General features: G+C 62.8%; 1 protein-coding gene. It reads left to right on the top strand.

Annotation, left to right across the window (positions count from 1 at the left end; genetic code table 11):
• Window positions 1-564, top strand: a 564-nt coding sequence (rpiA, locus tag EE949_RS08350) for a ribose-5-phosphate isomerase RpiA (RefSeq protein ID WP_122663871.1), incomplete at both ends; no start/stop codon positions are given.

Raw genomic sequence — 564 nt, 5'->3', positions numbered from 1 at the left:
CAGCTGTCGATTTCATCCTTCCGAAGCTCGACGACAAGAGCATTGTGGGCGTCGGCACCGGCTCCACGGCCAACTGCTTCATCGACGCGCTGGCCAAACACAAGGCTGCCTTCGACGGCGCCGTCGCCAGCTCCGAAGCCACCGCTGCACGGCTCAAGGGCCACGGCATTCCAGTGTATGAACTCAACACAGTCAGCGATCTGGAGTTCTATGTCGACGGCGCGGACGAGAGCGACGAGCACCTGAACCTGATCAAGGGCGGCGGCGCAGCCCTGACCCGCGAGAAGATCGTGGCGGCTGTCGCCAAGACCTTCATCTGCATCGCCGACGGCAGCAAGCTGGTGCCGGTGCTGGGTGCATTTCCGCTGCCGGTTGAAGTCATCCCGATGGCCCGCAGCCATGTGGCGCGCCAACTGGGCAAGTTGGGCGGCGACCCGGTCTACCGTGAAGGCGTGCTGACCGATAACGGCAACATCATTCCCGACGTGCACAACATGAGCATCACCAATCCGGTGGAGCTGGAAGCACAGATCAACGCCATCGTCGGCGTGGTCACCAATGGCC

This window comes from Pseudomonas viridiflava (genome assembly GCF_900602065.1).
Classification (GTDB): domain Bacteria; phylum Pseudomonadota; class Gammaproteobacteria; order Pseudomonadales; family Pseudomonadaceae; genus Aquipseudomonas.
This window is presented reverse-complemented; position numbering and strand designations above follow the sequence as displayed.